We start from the raw sequence: 16,237 nt of genomic DNA, 5'->3' as shown, positions 1-16,237 counted from the left end.
TGAGGTGGCCTGTGGCGCTGGAGTTCCCATCATGGCTCGAGTGGATGGGCTGGTTGGTGGGCTCCGCATGGCCGCACGGCAATGAGGACCTGATGTGGCAGATGGCCCGCGACCTCGATTCTGTTGCAGGTCAAGCCGATGATCTGCTCGGCGATCTGGATGGACTGATCGGCTCCATCGGGGACGCCTACCCCAATGGCGACGGCGGCCAGAACATCCTCCAATGGCTGACGCCGCTGCGTGACGGCGACAGTTCCGGGCACGGCTCCATCCGCGAATTCGGCGACAACTTCCGGCAATTGTCCACCGCCGCCGACGGTATGGGCGATCAGCTGCAATCGGCCAAACTCAACTTCTACATCGCGGGCGCCTGGCTGGTCGGCGAACTCGCGTGGGCCGCCGCCACCGGACCCTTCGCGCCCGAATCCGAAACCGCCGTCATCAGTATCGCGCGGGTCACCTTCCGCGAACTCGGCGAGGCCTTCTCCGAGCGCATCATCGGGATGATCGAGCGCTCCATCACCAACGACGTGCTGAAGGCGGTGCTGCCCAAGCTCATCTACGAGATCGGCAAACAAGCCGTCATCGCCACGGCACAGAGCACCGCGCAGGAACTGCTCGTCGACACCATCCAGGACGCGACCGGGCACGGGCACGGCTACGACTGGGGCGCGATCGGGAAGAACGCGCTCGTCTCCGCGGTATCGGGCGGCGCGGGCGGCATGGTCGGACTCGGGGCCAACCATCTGTTCCCGACCGAGATGGGCGGTCTGCGAGGGTCGTTCAACGGAATGCTCACCGGCGGACTCTCGGGGCTGGGCGGCTCGGGGGCGGCCTGGCTCACGGGCGGGCTCGTCAATGGGGACTGGCAATTCGATCCGCGGTCGCTGACCGGCGGCGCGTTCATGGGCGCGGGCGCGAGTGCGCTGCACGGTTACGTCGGCGACTCCAACCATGCGGGCGCACCCATGGGGACGCGGGACGGCAGCGTCACCACCTTCCACGAGCCGTCCGTCGACGGAAACCCGAGCGCCACCACGAATCCGGACGGCGTCTCCACGAACTCGGACGGCGTCTCCCCGAATCCGGGCGGCGGGAACGGGGATGCCGGCGGCGGGAGCAGCGCCGGAGCCGGACAGCCCGGTGGGCCGCAGCTGCATCCCACCAGCTCCTCAGCAGTGGACACCGCACCGGCGGACGCTCCCGGACAGGACACGTCGAACCAGAACAACAGCCCCGCTCCGACTGACAACGGTGGCATGACCGTCGGAGGCGGGCGGGACCGGCCGGACCCGAATGCGCAGGAAGTCACCGGGGGCACGGATCAGACGTCCTCGACGACATCGGGGCCGGGTATGAGCCCGTTGAGCGACAGTCCTTCGGGCGGCCACCCGGATACACCCCAGGACACCAACCCCCAAGCAGCGGGCAATGTTTCGCACAATGGGTTCGACGGGCCTACGGGCGAGACGGGCAGGGTCGCACCGGATGGTTCGCTCGGCGGCGCCGCGCCCACCCATGGCGCCGATTCGAATACCGTCGCGGCGAACGACACTCGTGCACCTGTCGCCGACAGCAGAGCACCCGGAGCCGATGCTCGGGTCTCGCCCGCCGACACTCGTATGGCGGGTCCGGACTCCCGCGTATCCCAGGCGGATCCGGCCCGAGCCGCAGCTGCCCCGCGTGACGTCCGCGCCGCCGGTCCGGCGGACGGCACCGCGGCCAAGCCCGCCGCCACCGACTCCCGCGCCGGCGGTGACCGCGCCACCCGGCCCGGCACCGCGCCGCTGCAGTCGGGCCGAACCGGTATCGAAGCCGATACTCCGGCCGGCGCAGCGGAAAACGCCGGCTTGGACGCGCTCACCAGCCTCGCAGGCATCCAGGAAGGCCTGACGGGCCTCGACGGGCTGCTCACCCGGGATGGACTGCCCAGTAACAGCGAGGACCTGCTCAGCCCGCTCGAAGGGCAGCCCGGCGATCGCGATCCGCTACCCGGACAACACGATCAGCAGTCGGACAACACCGATGGCACGCCGAACGATCGGCAACCGGACGGCAGCGGTGAAGCGACCGACCGGCGCGATACCCCTCCCGGCGACCGCAATGAGCTGCCGAGCGAACACACCGGGCCGTCGGACGAGACTCACCTCCCCCGCGAGCAGAACGCCCAATCGCGCAGCCGCACCGATGAATTCGGCAATCCGCTGGATCGGCCGGATGCCCATACGGACCTGCCGCGACACGACTCTCAGCAGCGCGACGAGCACGACGGCGCGCCCACAGTGGTGCCGATTCCCCTGGACGGTCCGCATCGCGCCGGCCTACCCGATCCGCGCGCCGCGAACGATCCCCGGAATTACGACCTCGCGGCCGCCGGACCGGTCGGCGAGTTCCGCGGTGATGCCCGCGTCGGCGATCCGCTCGAGATGAAGTTCGTCCTCAACCAGATCAAGGACTACGCCGGGCTCATCACGCCCGAGGGCGTCGGCTGGAATCGGGACGAACAGCACTTCGTACTCGACGGCGGCCAGGTCGTGCGGCTCGAGATCGGCGATACCGAGCACAACAATGTGGCCGAGTTCCGCCCCAGCGCCGACGGCTACGACATCCGCATCTCGAAGGGCGCCCGCGACCAGGATGTCATGCGCGCCTTGGCCCATGAACTGGCCGAGATCCGGCTGAACCAGGATGACGACATCCTGATCGACCCGCACGACGACCGGCCCACCGAGATGTCGACGCAATTGGGCGGCCGCTTCGCCGAAATGCGCGCGCTCGCCGACTCGATCGACAGCGCGGTCATGGATCCGGCCCAGGCGACCAAGCTCGCGGGCATGCGCAGCGATCTCGAGGACCTCGCGGCACATCTCGGCTTCCGGGATCCCGAGCACGCGCCGATCGTGGAACGACTACTCGCCGAACACGATCCGGTGCTGGCCCGGCGCCTCGCCCTCGAAGACGAGGGCGTGTTCGCCGACCGGCCCACCTTCAATCCGGATCTCACCGAATCCGATTTCCGGCACGGCACCGAGAACCACCTGAACCAATTGCGCGAACTGGTGACCGGCGAGCACGCCGAGGACCTCCTCCGCGCCGAGGAACAAGGCCTCAACGGCCGCATGCGCGAAGAACTCTCGCGCCGGCTCTTCGACCCGATCTTCCTCAAAGAGGCCAAGGCCGCCCGCGACCAGGTACCGGGGCTGCTGGACGCGCTCAACCCCATCAACGCCGCCATCAACCACCCCGCGCTGCACGGACCCGAGCGAGCCGCGGCGATCCACCGCGCGATCGACGGCTTCCACGACTGGATGCCCGAAGCGGGCCGCACCGCCTTCGGGCCGGACCTGCTCGCGCACATGCACGCCTGCGCGGACGCCTTCGCCGACGCGCCCGAACGGATCACCGGCGTCATCGACCACGCCACCGGACTCATGGACATCGGCGGCGAGCACAAGACCTTCGCGGACTTCCTGCACGACATCGATCACGCCAACCAGGGCGCGGCCGAGAACGCGCTCAGCGTCGAATACACGGTGGTGCTGCACGATCCGGTGGACGGCCTGTCCACCGTGGAGGTGCTCCCCCGGCCGCGACCGCAGCACCGGCTCCCCATCGACCAGCTGGTCTTCGGACCCGACAACGAGCACCTCCCCCACGAACAGCGTCCCTCGGTGCCGGCCGCCGCGGCGGGCGGGCACACGATCGATGTCGGCGTCGGCCGCGGCGCCTTCGGCGTCGAGATGACCCCGGCCGCGGACCGGGCCGGCGGCGGACTGATCATCAAGACCGAACTCGCCGACGGAGCGCCGCTCGGCGGGCAGCGCCGCCGTGACCTCGGCATCCTCGACCCCGGACCGCTCGTCGAACCCGGCACCGTCATGGTCTTCGGCAACCTGCTGGACAACGGTCACCTGCTCAACGGCGACATCGCCCGGATCTACATCAACAATGTCAGCGCCAAACTCCCCGACTCCGCGTATCACCCCATTGCCGAGTCTGTTTCGAGGATCCTCGCGCCCGGCGGGCGCGTGGAGATCCAGTGGGATATGAAGCCGGACGAAGTGGGCGGCGAGCGGGACAGCCGCGGGCATATTCGCGGCGACAAGCTGTGGGGAGAGATCGAAAAGCTCTACGAGGGCAGCGACAATCCGTTCCAGCTGGCAGACCCCGAGGACTTTCCGCATCCCGGCAACCGCGACTACGACTACACCATCGACGCCGGCTCCAGCAACGATCGGCCGTACGCGCGCATGGAGAAGTTCTCGCCACCACAGCCGGAACATCGGTGGATCATGGAATTCCGGCCGGATTCCGGTGGAACAACGGAGCATTCGGCCGCCGAGACGGCGAACCCGCCGGAGGACACCACTCAGCACGGCGCGGCCGCACCGGTCGGCGACTTCCACGGCAATGCCCGCACGGCCGACGCACCACGGCTCGCCCCCGAGTTCGTCCTCGACCAGATCCGCGACAACCTGGGACTGATCACCCCCGAGGGCGTCGCCTGGAACCGCGACGAGCAGCATTTCCTGCTGCCCGGCGATCGCACCGTGACCGTCACCGTCGGCGAGACCACCGACGGCAATGTGGCCGAATTCCATGAGCGGCCCGACGGTTCCGGCTACGACGTGGTGCTGTCCGACGGCGCCCGGGACGAAGACGTCACCCGCGCGCTCGCCCACGAACTGGCCGAGATCAAGCTGTCGCAGGACCCCGAAATCCTCATCGACCCGGTCGATGATCGCCCCGCCGAGATGAGCACCCACCTGGGCGGCCGGTTCGCCGAGATGCGAGTGCTCACCGCCCATATCGACCGGGCCACCCTGGATCCGGCTCGCGCGCACGAGCTTCCGCGCCTGCGCCAGGACCTGCACGACCTCGGCGACCGGCTCGGCCTGCACGATCCCGCGCACGCCGGCACCGCACGGCAGCTGCTCACGGACCACGATCCGGCACTGGCCCGGCGCTTCGACCTCGAGCAACAAGGACTCTCCGAACACCGGCCGGCCTTCGACCGGCGACTGACCGATTCCGGCTTCGACCATTCCAGCGCCGAACATCTGAATCAGCTGCGGCAGTTGCTCACCGGCGAGCATGCGGCCGATGTACTGCGCGCCGAGCGGCAGGCCCTCGACGGCCGGATGCGCGAGGAGCTCGCGCGCCGGGTCTTCGATCCACTCTTCGACCCGAGCGCGAAAGCCGCGCGGCGACTGGTCCCGACCGGCGACCTGCTGGACGCGCTCGACCCGATCAACGAGGCCGTCAACGATCCGGCGACCAGCGGGCCGGAGCGGGCCGACGCCCTGCACCGGACCATCGACGGCTTCCACGACGCCATGCCGGAGGCCTTCCGCGATGCGCTCGGCCCAGATTCGTTCGCTCGAATGCACGCTGCCGCGGACGCTCTGGCCACAGCGCCGGACCGGCTCACCGGCGCCATCGATCACGAGACCGGGCAGCTGACGGTCGACGGGGAACGAACCACGCTCGGCGACTTCCTGCGCGATGTGGACCGCGCCAACCGCGGCGCCACCGAGCACGGGCTCAATGCCGAATACGTGGTGGTCGTGCACGATCCGGTCGGCGGCAGGTCCGCGGTCGAGGTGCTCTCCCGGCCGCGGCCGCAACACCGGTTGCCCTTGGACCGGAATGTTTTCGGGCCCCGCAACGAGCGCATCGAGCACCAGCCCCTGTCGTCGGTTCCCGCGGCGGTCGACGGCGGGCACACCGTCGATGTCGGCGTGGGCCGGAGCGCCTTCGGCGTCGAAATGACACCCGCAGCGGACCGTTCCGGCGGCGGGCTCGTCATCAAGACCGAACTGGCCTCCGATTTCGCCGTGGCCGCACAACGACGCCGCGATCTGGGCATTCTCGACCCGGGCCCGCTCACCGAGCCCGGCACCGTCATGGTGTTCGGAGATCTGCTGTTCAACGGTCACCTGCTCGGCGACACCCCGGCGGGCGAAGTAGCCCGGATCTACATCAACAATGTCAGCGCGCACCTGCCCGATGCCGCCTACGACGCCATGGCCGCCCGGCTGGGTGACGCGCTCGCGCCCGGTGGTCAGCTCGAAATCCAGTGGGACATGAAGTCGGAACGCGTCGAGGGCGGCGAACCCGGCGACCGCGGGCACATCGACGGCACGAAGCTGTGGGAAGCACTGCAGCGGCGCTATCCGGACGGGAATCCGTTCCGGGTCGGCGACTACGACGAATTCCCGCACCCGGGCAACAACAACTACGACTACACGATCGACGCCGGCGCGAGCAACAAGCTCAATACGGCGCGCATGGCCACCTTCGCGCCGCCACTACCGGACCACCGGATGGTGATCGTCCACGACCCGCACGGCGGAGGCATTGCCGAACACGGCACCGCGAGCCCGATCGGCGAATTCCACGGTGACGCCCGGCCTTCCGGCGCCGCGGATCTGACGCGCGAGTCCGTCGTCGATCAGGTCGAGAACAATGCGCAGCTGATCAAGCCCGACGACGTCACCTGGGATTCCGATCGGCAGCACTTCGTACTGGAGAACGGCGCCATCGTTCGCATCGGCGTCGGACCGACCGCGGACGGCGCCGTCGCCGAATTCCACTCGCGCCCCGGCGGTTACGACATCACGGTATCGCCGCGCGCCCGGGACGAGGACGTGCTGCGTGCCGTCGCGCACGAAGTGGCCGAGATCCGGCTGTCGCAGGACGACAACGTTCTCCTCGATCCGCACGACGATCGCCCGTCGGAGATGACCACGCATCTCGGTGGGCGATTCGCCGAAATGCGGGTGCTGACAGCGCATATCGACCGGGCCATGAACGATCGCGCGTATTCGAAGGAACTGCCGCGGCTGCAGCGCGATATGCACGACCTGATCGAGCACGTCGGCCTGCGCGATCCGCAGCACGCGCCGACCGTGGAACGCCTACTGGCCGGGCACGATCCGGACCTCGCGCGCCGCGTCGAACTCGCGCACGTACCACCCGAGCGGGTGCTGCGGCCCGGCGAAATGGCCCCGGACGCCGTGCCGACGCCGCACGATCTGGGCCGGATCCGGCAATTGCAGTGGCTCACCGAGCATCTCGCCGAACATCCGGAACACGCGGAAACGGTGCGCCGGGAAGCCCTCGCGCTGGTGGAGAAGCTCGGCTTGCGGGACGACACACCCGGCGCGGCCGAACGGCGCGCACTGGTCGCCGAGCACGCGGGCGAACCGGGCCGCGGGCAGATAGCGGGACTGCTCGACGATGTCGGCCGCCGGGAGTCCGATCTCCCCGCCGCCGACCGCGAATTCGTCGAGCATGTCCGGCTCGAGGCGCGGGCCTCGGATGCGCTCGACTTCCTGTCCCTGCCCTTCCACAAGGCGGTCATGAAGGCCCACATGGCCTATCGGGCGGAAATGGCCGAGCACCTCGCCCGGGCCGGCGACCCGGACACGGCCGACGCCGTACCCCGGCGGTTGCGCCTGGTGAACGACCATGTCGTCGAGGATTCCGAAACCGGTGCGCGGTGGTTCCGGTGGCCGCCGCACACGAACGAGGTCGCGGAGAGCGCGCCGGTGCCGGATGTGGGAATCCCGTCCGATCCCGACCACCGGCTGCCGACCGAGCCGCATCAGCTGCACGAGGCCTGGTCCGAGCTGTCCACCGCGGAGAAGGACGCCTGGCATCGTGCGGACCCGTACATCGGCAACCGGGACGGCATCCCGCAGGCCGACCGCGATCACTACAACCGGCAGACCCTGGAAATGCTGCGGGAACAGGCGGTACGCAGAGCAGACGCCGATCGGCTGAGCATCATCGACGATATGCGGAAGTACCTCGACGCCCCGACCGCGGAGGGGATGCCGGATGTCTATCTGTCCTATCTGAACAGGGATCTGCAATACATCTACGCCCTCGGCGATCCCGATACCGCGCACCATGTGGTGGTCGAGCTCGCGGGCGCGTTCCGGCGGCGCAGCGGGGTCGGCTACGCGCTCGAGACCCTGCAACAGGTGCGGCAGGCCGCGCTGGCCATCGACCCCACCGCGGAGACGTCGGTGCTGCTGTTCGGCGCGTACGACAACCCGAATTCGCTTGTCTCGGCACTGCATTCGAGCCATGCCGAGGACGGCGCGGCGAAGGTCCGGGAGTTCCACGACGGACTGCGGGCCACCCATCAGGGGCCGCCCGCGCACACCACGACCATCGCGCATTCCTACGGCGGCGTCACCGGCGGGCATGCCGCCGGGCACGGGCACGAACTGAACACCGATGCGCTGGTATTCGTCGGGAGCTTCGGCACCGGCGCCGCCAGCGTCGCGGATCTGCGCCTGACCGATGTCGCCCCCGCCGACACCGCCGGCCACGTCTTCGCGACCATGGCCGGATACGACTCGGTCCAGACCATGCCCGCCACCCACGGCCCGGCGCCGACCGATCCGGAGTACGGCGCTACGGTTTTCGAGTCCGACACTTCCCCCTCCGATACCCGGGAAGGGTGGAATCCGTCGGACCATGTGGGCAAGCACTACTTCGGCTCGCACAACCGGTCGTATCGGAGTCTGGGACTGATCATCACCGGCAACGAGGACCTGCTCCGCTGACCACCGCGCAGCATCGACGAAACGAGGACGGAATGCCACCGGCAGCCACGCAGGCCACGGTCCGCGCGCAATTGCTGCGGCACTTCACCGCGACGCTGCAGGCCCTGCCTGCCGGAACCGCGCTGGTACTACGGCATCCCGACCTGCCGCGGGCGGCGCTGCACAATGGCATCACACTGCCCTGGAACGCGAGCGATCCCGACGACGCCTTGGAGTTCTTCGACATCCGCTACTGGATGCTCGGCGCCACTCCCGATTCCTCGGACGCGTATTTCGACCTGGTGCTGCGCGGCTGGGACGAAAAGGGCTGGGCCACGCGCACCGATCGGGAAGCCCGCCCGCGCACCGGCTATGCCGAGACCCCCGACGGGTATGGGCTCACCCTCACACAGAGCGTGAACGGCTATCTCAGCATGGCCGGGACCACGCCGCCGTTCCCCGCGGACTCCGAAGCCGGCAGCGCACTGCCGGCCCGAGTCGGCTGAATCAGCGGCCGCCGAATCAGAGGCTGAGGAAGTCCGTCTGGTTGGACTGCTCGACCTGACCGAAAGTGGTTGCCTGATCGCGGACGACGGCGGCCAGTTTGCGTAGCTCGTCGACACCGAGACCGGATTGCGCCACGAAGGACGCGGCTACCGTGTGCAGGGTGGTCGCGGCCGTCGTCGAGACCTCGTCCGTGCCCGCCGCCTGGGGCGACAGGGTGGGCGACTCGAAGCTCAGCGCGGCTTCCAGGCGATCGGCCAAGGCATCCAGATCCGCCGCGGCGGATCGGACCGTGGTGGGGTCGAAACGTACCGTCCCCGTAGTGAAATCGCTCATGATCCCTCCCTCTCAGCGGCATCCTACCGCGTGGGGGTGACGTTCATGAACGTGATTCGCGCTGTGCGCATGAACATCACCGAGCCTTGCACATGAACATCACTGCGCGGTGCGCATGAACATCACTGCGCGGTGCGCATGAACATCACTGCGCGGTGCGCGGACCCGTGGTGCCCGCGGCGCCGACCACCGCCACACCCGTATTGCCGAGCTCACCGACCACCTCGTCACCGTGTTCGGCGGTGACCATGTGGGTACGGACCTCTTCATCCGCGCCGGCGTCACCCGCGCGGGCGCCCCCGGCCATACCCATGGGCGGCACCATGCCCGGACCCGCCGCGGTGGACCGCGCCGACGGCGCCGCCTCCGGACTCGTGGGCGAGGTGGTGGTGGCGCTCATGGTGCGCGGGTTCGCCATCTGACTCGGGGCGGGTGCGGCGCCCGGACCGGCGCTCATCGGCGCGAGACCGCCGGGCAGGCCGCCGCCGGTATTGAGCGGTTGCGCGACCGGATCGACGGACGGGACCTGCGCTGGCGCCTCGGAGGGCTGGCTGATCGACTGCAGTTGCTGGGCCGTCTGCACCCCGCTGCTCGCCACGCTTGACAGCGGCTGCGCGAAGTTCAGCAGTTGCGACAGCGAGGAACTCGAGTCCCCGCCCGACGGGGCGACGCCCGTCGGCGGTGCGGTGACCTTCACCTTCTGGCCGACGGTGGTCATCTTGGCGCTGTGCACGGTCAGTTCCGCGCGGGTCTTGGCGACCACCGAGGTGGCCTCCGCGGCCGTCTCGCTCGCCAGCGACAAGAGGAAGGCCTGACCGGGCGGGGTCACCAGGAACGGCGCGGAAACCGTGACGCCGGTGACGAATTTGGCGATGATGGCCGACATCAGGGCCGCGCCGGTGCCGACCGTGGTCGCGGCACCGCCCAGCACCGCCTTCTGGCCGACGTTCTGGGCGCCCAGCTCCACCGCATTCGACTGGGCCGCAGTGCTTTTCTCGGCCGCGCTGTCGGAGCCGGAACCCTGCCACTGGCTCGCCAGCGACGCGAAGGTGGAGGCGATCGACATGACCTGCTGCAGCGCGGTCGAAACACCTTGCAGCGCATTGGTCGCGTCCTGACCCACGGTGCCCGTGCCGAACGAAGCCGCCAGATCGGTCAGCGGCTTGGTGAGGGCGGTCAGATCCAGGGTCGGCAGCGGGGGTAGTTCGGGCAGCGGCGGCGTGGGCGGCAACTGCGGCAGCGCGGGCAGGCCCAGATGCTGCAGGACATCACCGACGGGGCTGGCGAGCAGCGGCGCGAAATCCGTGTCGCGCAGCGTATCCGCCACCGTGGCCGCGGTGGCGTTCGCGTCGAACGGAGTGCTCATATCTCCTGCGACAGGGAAAGGAAGTCGACACCCGAATGGGCGTCGGTGTTCTCGTAGCTGGCCGCGGCCTCGTGGGCGGTCGCCGCGGTGCCGGCGTGCACGGCCGCGAGCTCGGCGGTCGAGGCGAGGTGATTGCCCTGCGCGCCCGCATAACTCAGCAGGAAATCCTGCCCGATCAGGCCGAAACACGGGACCAGCCCGGCAATGGTGGCGGCCTGGTCGACGGCCGCGGCGCCCGCCACGGTCGAGGCCATGGCGGCCGAAGCGTCCCCGTAGCGGTGGAGCGCCTCCGGCGTGACGACGAGGTTGCTCATAGGACCCCCATCATGAAGATCATTTCAAATCGAACTATACAGAGCGGAGATTCGACCGGCATAGCGAAAAGTGCACGAACTCCGCAACCTCCGAATGAACGGCAGGTATTCCCCGGGTTATCGATGACTTCTTCACCGGACTTTCGGCCTCGTCGCCGAATATCTTGCCCTGCGGTCTATTTCACCACGATCAGATGGGGCGGAGCCAACTGTCCGGTTCGTTCTCATAGTCCTGTTCCGCCTCGTACTCCTGCTTGGTCACCTCATCGACCGTCGGCAATCCCGTCAACGCCAGCAGCTCCGGCGACAACCCGGCCGCCCGCAATGCCGCACGCCGCTCGACACCCGCCCGCATGGCCGACTGCCGGCACAACCGCAGGATCTCCCCCGCCAGCAGCTCCGGATCATCCTGCAGCCGGTTCCGATCCACCGAAAGCGCCCGCGGCAGACCCTGTTCGGTCGTGGTCACCACGATGGACCCCGTCCGCGACGAGAGGGTGAACTCGGTCGGGAACGGCATCTGCTCCGCTGTCATGCTGCTCCGCTCACTCGTCCGCAATCACCAGCGCCACCTCGGACAGGTGCGCCTCCAAAGTCGCGACCATCCGCCGGCGATCCGCGGGCGCGGCCACCGGCGGATGCTCGCCGGTCACCACGTAACGACCGTCATCCTCCAGATCACGCCACTCGATCCGATGCCGGGTGATACCGCGCGGCCCGAACCGCGAACGGCCCTGCACGATATCGATGGTGCCCATACTCGGCACCGGGACAGCCAGGAAATCCGCCGCCCGATCGACGACCGTGCCCTCCAGCCGCTCGTGCGCAGGCGACAGGCCGAAGCCGAAATCGATGTCCTCGGTGTCCTCGGCCTCGGCGAGCACCATCTCCGGCCCGCGCCCGGCCGCCGTCTCCGGCAGCGCGGCCACCACCGCATCCGTGAGCTCCGACGCCCAATACTCGGCCACCGTGAAACCCGCACTGTGCCTGACGGTTTCACCGGGCCATTGGGTCACCAGGAACCCGGCCTCCCCGGACCGCACACCATACAGGCGGATACTCGACTCCGCCGCCAGCCGATCCCGGCCGTCCCAGCCCTGCACCTCGATGCGGATCTCAGGCATCCGCAGGGCGCGCAGCACCTCGTCGAAGTCGTCCTCGCGCAAGCTCAACCGCTGCCGGGCGCGGGCCATGTTCGCCAGATGGTCGTCCCACCACTCGGTCCGGCTGGAGAAGACCAACGGGAACGGCAGCGACTCCTCCCCCAGGTCCTCCCACAACGCCAGGAATTCGAGATCGGTGAACTTCCAGGTCCGAAGCACCGAATCAGCCCTCCACCACCGGTTTCGCCACAATCGGCGCGGTTCCCATGGCGGCGTCCAGATACTCCGAGGATTCCAGGGCCTCCATGCGCTTGTGTTCCTTGCCCTGCCCACCGCCGTGTCCGCCACCGCCATGGCCCATACCGCCGCCACCCATGCCGCCCATAGGAGTAGCGCTCCCTGCCGCGACACCCGCACTCGCTACACCGGAGACCGACTCGGTCGCCTCGGCAGCGACGGCGGCGCGCGGAAACAGCTTGGACTGCATGGGTTCCACCTTGGCAGGCGCGGCGCCGGGTCCGCCCCCCGGACCGCCGAGGCCACCGGGAAGCTTCTCCTTCGCGAGATCGTCCAGCATGCTCGGAATGGCGGCCAACGGCGAGTTCTGCAACTGATTCGCCAGGTTCTGCTGCGGGTTCTGCTGCGTCGTCGATTGCAGCGCCTGCATGCCCGATTGCAGGGCACTCTGCAGCTGCGACATTCCCGAATCGGGCGAAGAACTCGACGTGGACGCGCTCGGATTCGCCGAATCCTGGTTCGTGCCGGACGGATTCGTGCCGGATTGGTTGCCGCCGTTCGGGTTGGCGCCATTCTGGTTGCCATTGCCCTGATCGCCACCGGCGGGGCCGGTCTTGTCCTGAGTTCCCGGAGCCTTGTCCGGATTCGTGGTCGAGCCGTTCGGCGCCGTCGACAGGACGGCCTTCATCGAGCTCGGCGGTGCGCCGGCGCCGCCGTTGCCTGTACCGCCACCATTGCCGCCGCTGCCACCACCGTTGCCGTTGCCGTTGCCGCTGTTGCCGCCTCCACCGTTGGCGGTGTTCGTCACGGGCTTCGTCGGATCGGTCGGATTCACCAGGATGGGAATCGTGGTGGCGGCCGGCTGGATATTCGGGAGGTACCAGGTTTTGAAGGCCGTGCGCGCGACGGTCACGAGGGCGTTGCCCTGGGCGGTGCCGCTCCACTTCGGCTGCCATGAGGTCGGCATGCCCGCCATGGTCTGGTTCATCCAGCCCGAGGTGTGCAGCATGTTCTCGGCGATGGCGTGCAGGTCGGTAGCGAAATCCGTGGCCTGGCCCTCGAACCGCTTGGCCGCACCGATGGCCCCGTCGATGCCCTCACCGGTCCAGTTGTCGTTCGCCTTGAGACGTTCGATGCGGCCGGTCAATTGCTCGAAGTTCGTGGTGATCTGGTCCGCGATCCATTTCCACACCGTGCTGCGCGCCGCGATCGCCGAGGGATTCATGCCCTGACGAACCGCCAGGAACCAGTCGCCGTCCTTTGAGTTCGGGTCTTCCAACAGAACCGGAGTGGTGTCGCATCCCGACTTGCGGGCGGCGACGGTATTCAGATCGCCCAGATTGCCGCTGTCGCTCAGTGTCGACGTCGACTTGTCGGATACGTACGGGACGTCGGTCGTCAGGTCGGCCGGAAAGCCTGGAACCGGGGTGCTCTTGGCGGCGTCGGTCTTCAACCGGTCGAAGGCCGCCGTCGAATCCCCTTCCTGCGCCTTATAGAGCTTGCCCGCGGTGACGAAGGTGTCACCCATGGAATTGAGCAGGTCGATGTAGCCGTCGATGATCGGGCTCACCTGCTTGCCCTGCGTGGCGAAGCGATCGGCGAGATTCAGCGACGACTGGAGTTTGGTGCTGAAACCGCTTTTGTCCAAGAGCTTGTCGGTGTGTCCCTTGGCCGCAACCAATGCGTTCACGCACTCGGCGGCGAAGTTCGCCGCCTCCTTCGCGGAGCCCTCGTCGAGGTGCAGATGGCCGCTGTGCGCCTGCCGGGACAGCCCGATCCAGGGGTTGTCCACCTTGTCACCCATGTCCGTCCCTCACTCACCGATCGCGTCGAAGATCACCAACACCCTGGCCGCCCAGTTTCTTTCACGAATGTCGTCGACGGAAGCGTTGTTCGAATCCGGGCAGGTAGACCGAGGCCGGCGTGCTGGACGTCGCTCGCTCGACCACTCCGTCATCGGCGACGTAGAAGAGGGCGCGGTCTATCACGATCTCCTCCGGGTCGGTCGGAACATACACCAGCCAGCCGACCGAAAGCCGTTCGGCGCGAAGGTCATCGAGTGGAAGGCCAGCGGATTCGAGCCCCTCCGCGCGAATCTGGTGACGCACTGCGTCCAGCGCCTCGCCTTCCGGTAGCGGATCCGGGCCGATCCGGGCCACGCCCGCCAAGGCCAGCTGATAGTGGGCGGCATCCAGATCCCCGACCCCGCCGAAGGCCGCGGCCAGCACCGCCCGGGTGACATCGCGGCGTTCGGCGGCGGCGACGAATTCTGCCACCGCGGAACGCTGTTCGGGACTGGGATGCTCGGCGACCAAGCCACTGACCACGTCGGTGACGGTGCCCGTGGTCCAGATACCGGGCACGGCGACCGCCAGATCGGTGGCCGAGGGAGACTCACCCCGGTACCAGCGTCCGCGCTCCCACCAGTAGCAGAAGGTGAGCAGGCCACCGCCCGCGCGGGTGTTCAGCACCGGGTTGGCGACCCACTCCGGTGCGCCCGCGTACAGGCGCGGCAACGGGGCCGTGCCGTTGTAGGCGGCCGCCAATTCCCGCGTGTTCCACACGCCCCCGGACAGCACCGCCCGGCCGCCAGGCAGCATGTACAAGGAGGAACCGGAACGACGCGAGCCTTCGAACCAGGCGAAGGACGGAAGCACGCGCGGACCCCAATCGGAGCCGACCGCGACGAACGCCGCCGAGATCGCGGCCCAGCGCGACCACAGCACCGGGAAATTCGGGAAGTCGTCCTCGGAAACCACCGGGAGATAACCGGATTCGCGCTCGGCGCGGGCCGCCGCGGCCGCCTGCTGCGGGGTGCGGGACTGCCTGCCGTCGTGGCGCACGTAGGCGGCCAGCCAAGTCGGCAGGTCGTCGCGCGGATAGGCCTCGAGGTCGGCCAGGTAGTCCTGGATGCCGAACATCTGGTCGGCCGGGAAAGGCTCGTCACCGTAATCGTGGTCGACGCTCAGCTCGCCCGCCGCGGTGAGCTCCAATTCCAGGCGCCACCACGGGCCGTCGCCGAGACCGGCCGAGAGCCGCCGATGCTCGGCGACCAGGGCCAGGGTCTCGGCGGACGGCAGCACCTGGGCCTCGCGGTCGCGATCATCGGAGAAGACGACGCGGGAACGCTGGCCGGTTGCGGTGAGCGCGAACGAGGCACGCAGGCGCACCCAGCCCTCCGGACCCAGCGCGAACAGGTCCTGGGCGATGCGGTGCGCCAGGCCACGGGCGCGCTGGGGAACGTCGGGCACCGAGTCGGTCAGGCTGAAGCCGATGTCCGGATCGGGATCCGCTGACGGGCCGAGGTTTTCGGGCGACTCGGGTCCGTCGATCGCGGCCGACGGGCCGTCCGGGTCCGCCACGCCGATGACAGCGGCCAGGCCGTCGAATTCGGGTAGGTCGCTGTTCTTGTCGGGAATGGTCACACGCAATCTTCTCCGTCAGCCCTGCTCCGCCGACCCCTGCTGCTGCTCGCGCGCGGCCTTGCGTTCTTCACGTTCGTCGAACCAGTTGTCCATTTCCTCGCGCCAGCGCTCGGCATTGCTGCCGTCCAGCTGACCCGCGAGAGCGTGCCGGGCCGCCTCGATCAGCTCGGGGGTGGCGTCGGGGTAGGCCTCTGCGATCGCCCACAGGGCGTCCTGAGTGTCGTCGTCCAGACCGGTGGCGGTGTGAACACCGCGGCCGGCCAACACGTCCGACAGCACCTCGTCGAAGTTCGCCCGCAACTCATCGTCGCTGGGATCACCGTGCCGCATGTTCCTCTCCTCCCTCAGCCGAGCCGGAACCCAGCATCACATATCCCGAACGACCGCGCGG

At 68.6% G+C, this 16,237-nt stretch carries 10 protein-coding genes; 2 read left to right on the top strand and 8 right to left on the bottom strand.

Translation table 11 applies throughout. From position 1 onward, the window contains the following. Positions 1-11 precede the first annotated feature (11 nt). Both ACH438_RS18000 and ACH438_RS17995 read left to right on the top strand, forming a co-directional pair. Positions 12-8,582 (top strand): alpha/beta hydrolase, encoded by an 8,571-nt coding sequence (locus tag ACH438_RS18000; protein ID WP_397006469.1) that lies wholly within the window; start codon positions 12-14, stop codon positions 8,580-8,582. Positions 8,583-8,614: 32 nt separating this feature from the next. Next, positions 8,615-9,067 (top strand): hypothetical protein, encoded by a 453-nt coding sequence (locus ACH438_RS17995; protein WP_397006467.1) that lies wholly within the window; start codon positions 8,615-8,617, stop codon positions 9,065-9,067. 16 nt (positions 9,068-9,083) lie between these two features. Here ACH438_RS17995 and ACH438_RS17990 read toward each other — a convergent pair whose 3' ends face one another. From ACH438_RS17990 to ACH438_RS17955, 8 genes are all read right to left on the bottom strand, one after another. Further along, a complete protein-coding gene (locus ACH438_RS17990; RefSeq protein ID WP_397006465.1) occupies positions 9,084-9,401 on the bottom strand; it encodes a PE domain-containing protein in 318 nt (105 codons plus the stop codon). A 145-nt stretch (positions 9,402-9,546) separates the two neighbouring features. Beyond that, complete coding sequence (locus tag ACH438_RS17985) at positions 9,547-10,767, bottom strand: hypothetical protein (protein WP_397006463.1); 1,221 nt, start codon at positions 10,765-10,767, stop codon at positions 9,547-9,549. Next, positions 10,764-11,081, bottom strand: coding sequence for a type VII secretion target (locus tag ACH438_RS17980; RefSeq protein ID WP_397006461.1), 318 nt, complete (start codon positions 11,079-11,081; stop codon positions 10,764-10,766). The genes ACH438_RS17985 and ACH438_RS17980 overlap by 4 nt, the downstream gene beginning before the upstream one ends. 190 nt (positions 11,082-11,271) lie before the next feature. Then, on the bottom strand, positions 11,272-11,616 hold the full coding sequence (locus tag ACH438_RS17975; RefSeq protein ID WP_397006459.1) for a hypothetical protein: 345 nt from the start codon (positions 11,614-11,616) through the stop codon (positions 11,272-11,274). 10 nt (positions 11,617-11,626) lie between these two features. Next, a complete protein-coding gene (locus tag ACH438_RS17970) occupies positions 11,627-12,403 on the bottom strand; it encodes an ESX secretion-associated protein EspG (RefSeq protein ID WP_397006457.1) in 777 nt (258 codons plus the stop codon). A gap of 4 nt (positions 12,404-12,407) precedes the next feature. Then, a complete protein-coding gene (locus ACH438_RS17965) occupies positions 12,408-14,225 on the bottom strand; it encodes a hypothetical protein (protein ID WP_397006455.1) in 1,818 nt (605 codons plus the stop codon). A 61-nt stretch (positions 14,226-14,286) separates the two neighbouring features. Continuing rightward, complete coding sequence (locus tag ACH438_RS17960; RefSeq protein ID WP_397006453.1) at positions 14,287-15,846, bottom strand: hypothetical protein; 1,560 nt, start codon at positions 15,844-15,846, stop codon at positions 14,287-14,289. A gap of 15 nt (positions 15,847-15,861) precedes the next feature. Continuing rightward, a complete protein-coding gene (locus ACH438_RS17955; RefSeq protein WP_397006451.1) occupies positions 15,862-16,176 on the bottom strand; it encodes a hypothetical protein in 315 nt (104 codons plus the stop codon). Positions 16,177-16,237: the final 61 nt, after the last annotated feature.

The sequence above is a fragment of the Nocardia sp. NPDC020380 genome, from assembly GCF_044386975.1.
Taxonomy (GTDB): Bacteria; Actinomycetota; Actinomycetes; order Mycobacteriales; family Mycobacteriaceae; genus Nocardia.
The sequence above is the reverse complement of the archived record's forward strand: the minus strand, read 5'-3'. Positions and strand labels throughout refer to the sequence as shown.